Raw genomic sequence first — 4,559 nt, forward strand, 5'->3', positions numbered from 1 at the left:
GATTGTTGCCGCAAGCAGGCCATCCCGATACGACCACCCCCAAACATGCCGCACCCGCGAAAGAAAAAGGCCGGCACCCATGGTGCCGGCCTTTTCCATTTCGCGGAACGAGAAGCCGCTTAGTTGCGGCTCTTGTCCACCAGCTTGTTGCTGGCGATCCAGGGCATCATGGCGCGCAGCTTGCCGCCCACGTCCTCGATCGGGTGCTCGGCCTCACGGCGGCGGGTGGCCTTGAAGCTGGGCAGGCCGGCCTTGTTCTCCAGCATCCAGTCGCGGGTGAAGCGGCCGGACTGGATGTCGTCCAGAACGCGCTTCATCTCGGCCTTGGTCTCGGAGGTGACGATGCGCGGGCCGGTGACGTAGTCGCCATACTCGGCGGTGTTGGAGATGGAGTAGCGCATGTTGGCGATGCCGCCCTCGTAGATCAGGTCCACGATCAGCTTCACCTCGTGCAGGCACTCGAAATAGGCCATCTCCGGCGCGTAACCCGCCTCGACCAGGGTCTCGAAGCCGGCCTGGATCAGCTTGGTCAGGCCGCCGCAGAGCACGGCCTGCTCACCGAACAGGTCGGTCTCGCACTCTTCCTTGAAGGTGGTCTCGATGATGCCTGAGCGGCCGCCGCCCACGGCGGAGGCGTAGGACAGCGCCACTTCCAAGGCGTTGCCCGAGGCGTTCTGGTGCACGGCCACCAGGCAGGGGACGCCGCCGCCCTTCTGGTATTCGCCGCGCACGGTGTGGCCGGGGCCCTTGGGCGCGATCATGAACACGTCCAGGTCCGGGCGCGGCTCGATCAGGCGGAAGTGCACGTTCAGCCCGTGGGCGAAGGCGATGGCGGCACCCTGGCGCANGTTGGCGGCCAGCTCGTCGCGGTACAGGTCGGCCTGCAGCTCGTCCGGGGTCAGGATCATGACGACGTCGGCTCAGGCGGCGGCTTCGGGCGGGGTGACCACCTTGAAGCGGCNGCTTCNGCCTTCTTGGTCGTGGCCGAACCGGCGCGCAGCGCCACCACGATGTCCTTCACCCCGCTGTCGCGCAAGGTCTGGGCATGGGCGTGCCCCTGGCTGCCGTAAACGATGAGGGCGACCTTCTTGCCCTTGATCAGGTTAACGTCGGCGTCACGATCATAATAAACGCGCATGGGTCTCAGCCTTTTGTTGGTTGCGCCCGCCAACCCTTGGGGGCGCGCTCTCATGGATTGTCGCCTTCCCGGGGGGAAAGCGGTTTGGAAAAAAAGATCAGATGCCGCCGGGGCCACGGGACATGGCCACCACACCGGTGCGCGACACGCCCACCAGGCCCAGTTCGGCCATCAGGCCGATGAAGCGGTCCAGCTCCTCCCCCTGGCCCGTGATCTCGAAGACGAAGCTGGTGATGGTGGCGTCCACCACCCGCGCCTTGAACACGTCGGCCAGGCGCAGGGCTTCCACCCGCTTCTCGCCCGTGCCGGCCACCTTGACCAGCGCCGTCTCGCGCTCGACGAAGGGGCCCTCCATCGTCAGGTCGTGCACCCGGTGCACCGGCACCAGGCGGCCCAGCTGCGCCTTGATCTGCTCGATGATCATGGGCGTGCCACTGGTGACGATGGTGATGCGCGACAGGGTGGCGTCGCGGTCGACCTCCGCCACCGTCAGGCTTTCAATGTTGTAGCCGCGGCCGGAGAACAGGCCGATGACGCGGGCGAGCACGCCTGGTTCGTTGTCCACCAGGATGGAGATGGTGTGGCGTTCGATGGCCGGGGTGGCGGAAGGGACGGGACGGACGGTCACGATGGGCTCCGGTCAGGCGGGGTGGTGTTGGCGGCGGGGGGACGGGGCGATGGCGCTCATACCAGCACCATGCCGTCTTCCGGCGTCGCGTTCTCCACCTTCTCGTCCGGGCCCAGCAGCATCTCGTTGTGGGCGCGGCCGCCGGGGATCATGGGGAAGCAGTTTTCCTTCTGGTCCACGCACATGTCGACGATGACCGGCCGCTTGACCTTGATCATCTCGGCGATGACGTCGTCCACCTGGCTGACCTCTGTCGCGCGCAACCCCACGCCACCGAAGGCGTCGGCCAGCTTCACGAAGTCGGGCAGCGCCTCGGAATAGCTTTCCGAGTAGCGGCCACCGTGCAGCAGTTCCTGCCACTGGCGGACCATGCCCATGTACTGGTTGTTGAGGATGAAGACCTTGACCGGCAGGCGGTACTGCAGGGCGGTCGACATCTCCTGGATGTTCATCTGGATGCTGGCCTCGCCCGCGATGTCGATGCACAGCGCGTCGGGGTGGGCCACCTGGGCGCCGATCGCGGCCGGCAAGCCGTAGCCCATGGTGCCCAGCCCGCCGGAGGTCATCCAGTGGTTGGGCTTGTCGAAGGGCATGAACTGGGCGGCCCACATCTGGTGCTGGCCGACCTCGGTCGTGATGTAGACGTCATCGCGGCCGGAGATGGCGGCGCGCAGACGCTCCAGCGCGAACTGCGGCTTGATCACCTTGGTGGTCTTCTCATACCGCAGGCAATCGCGCGCCCGCCAGAACTCGATCTGCTCCCACCAGGTCGCCAGGGCCGCCTTGTCCGGCTGCTTGCCGCGCGCCTTCCAGATGCGGATCATGTCTTCCAGCACGTGGGCGGCGTCACCCACGATGGGCACGTCCACCCGCACGTTCTTGTTGATGCTGGACGGGTCGATGTCGACGTGGATCTTGACCGAATTGGGTGCGAATTCGGAAACCTTGCCGGTGACGCGATCGTCGAAGCGGGCGCCGATGCAGACCATGACGTCGCAGCCGTGCATGGCCAGGTTGGCCTCGTACGTGCCGTGCATGCCCAGCATGCCCAGCCACTGCCGGTCCGACGCCGGGAAGGCGCCCAGGCCCATCAGGGTCGTGGTGCAGGGATAACCCGTCATGCGCACGAACTGAGTCAGCAACTGGCTGGCCACCGGCCCGGCGTTGATGACACCGCCACCGACATAGAAGATGGGCCGCTTGGCCTTGGCCAGCAGGTCGATGGCCTCTTCCACCCGGTTCAGGTCCGGCTTCACCTGCGGGCGATAGCTCTTGGGCATGCTGTCAGCCGGGGAGCGGTAGGTCCCTTCCGCGAACTGCACGTCCTTGGGGATGTCGATGACGACGGGACCAGGGCGGCCGTTCTTGGCCACGTAAAAGGCCTCGTGCAGGGTGCGCGCCAGGTTGTTGACGTCCTTCACCAGGTAGTTGTGCTTGGTGCAGGGACGGGTGATGCCCGTGGTGTCGCATTCCTGGAAGGCGTCGTTGCCGATCAGGTGGGTGGCGACCTGGCCCGACAGGCAGACGATCGGGATGCTGTCCATCAGCGCGTCGGCCAGGCCGGTGACGGCGTTGGTGGCGCCAGGGCCACTGGTGACCAGCACGACACCAACCTTGCCCGTGGACCGGGCGTAGCCCTCGGCCGCGTGCAGCGCCGCCTGCTCATGCCGCACCAGGATGTGACGGATGTCGTTCTGCTGGAAAAGCGCGTCGTAGATGGGAAGTACCGCACCGCCCGGATAGCCGAAAATGACCTCTACGCCCTGGTCCCGCAACGCCTTCAGGACGATGTCGGCACCGGTCAGACTGGTCTCGTTCGTGGCAGCACTCATTTCCCAAAAATCCTGGTTTCTAGTCGTCCCGCCAGACCCGCGCATCGGGCCCGGCTGGGGATACCAATAGCCCCCCTTCGCAGACGCGAAGACTGGGCGGATCGGGACCCTAGACGGAACCGTACCTATGGTCAATCGGTTTTGCGAATTATCGCAAAGATTTCACCCAGAAGACTTTCGATTAATTTCTCATAACCGGTATGCGTCTGACTGAAACCGGGATCAACCCGACGAGAATCCGGCATTTGATGCCGGAACCAGGTGGTCTGCCGCTTGGCGTAATTGCGCGTGTGGCGCTGCGCCAAAGCCACCGCCTCCTCCAACGCGCAGGTGCCCGCGAGATACCCGGCCAGTTCCGGCACGCCCAGGGCCTTCATGGCCGGCAGGTTGGGATCAAGCCCCAGATCCAGAAGGGCCCGCACCTCGTCTAGCGCGCCCTGCCCCATCATCGCAATGAAGCGCGCGTCGCCGTTGGCGTACAGGCGGTCGCGTGGCGGGTCGACCACCAGGGTGTGGAAGGCCAAGTCGGCCGGCGCCGTGGCCGTGGCCGCGCGCTGCCACTCCCCCAGGGTGCGGCCGGTGCCCACCACCACCTCCCACGCCCGCACCAGGCGCTGGGTGTCGCCGGGCGCCAGCTTGGCCGCGCCCTCGGGATCCTTGGCCGCCAAATCCTGGTGGAAGGCCAGGCCGCCAAGCCTAGCGTGCAGGGCCTTGGCCTCCTCCCGCACCGCCTCGTCGATGGCGGGGATGTCGGCGATGCCGCTCATCAGCGTGCGCAGGTAGAGGCCGGTGCCGCCCACCAGGATGGGCCGTTCGGGCGCCCGCACCTCCGCCAGCNGCAGGTCGCGCCAGTGGGCCGCCGACATGCGGGCGGTGGGCGGAACGATGCCGTACAGGCGGTGGGGTGCCCGCGCCAGATCGTCCGGGCTCGGCTGGGCGGTCAGCAAGGCGAGGCCCTGGT

3 protein-coding genes and 1 pseudogene are annotated in these 4,559 nt (G+C 66.5%); all 4 read right to left on the reverse strand.

The annotated features are described in order from the left end of the window. Positions 1-119 precede the first annotated feature (119 nt). Positions 120-1,138 (reverse strand): annotated as a pseudogene (ilvC, locus tag I55_RS13955) (ketol-acid reductoisomerase). Positions 1,139-1,235: 97 nt separating this feature from the next. Continuing rightward, on the reverse strand, positions 1,236-1,766 hold the full coding sequence (gene ilvN / locus I55_RS13960) for an acetolactate synthase small subunit (RefSeq protein WP_044561195.1): 531 nt from the start codon (positions 1,764-1,766) through the stop codon (positions 1,236-1,238). 56 nt (positions 1,767-1,822) lie between these two features. Beyond that, positions 1,823-3,598: an acetolactate synthase 3 large subunit gene (locus tag I55_RS13965; RefSeq protein WP_044561196.1), complete on the reverse strand. Its 1,776-nt coding sequence runs from the start codon at positions 3,596-3,598 to the stop codon at positions 1,823-1,825. 131 nt (positions 3,599-3,729) lie between these two features. Next, positions 3,730-4,559 (reverse strand): tRNA (adenosine(37)-N6)-dimethylallyltransferase MiaA (gene miaA, locus I55_RS13970; RefSeq protein ID WP_044561197.1); only part of this gene is annotated, 830 nt, incomplete at its 5' end.

This window comes from Azospirillum sp. B4 (genome assembly GCF_000333275.1).
Lineage (GTDB): Bacteria > Pseudomonadota > Alphaproteobacteria > Azospirillales > Azospirillaceae > Nitrospirillum.

What these genes read in the sequence shown, in the direction of transcription:
- I55_RS13965 (WP_044561196.1), bottom strand. Translation starts at nt 3,598, where the DNA reads ATGAGTGCTGCCACGAACGAGACCAGTCTGACCGGTGCCGACATCGTC.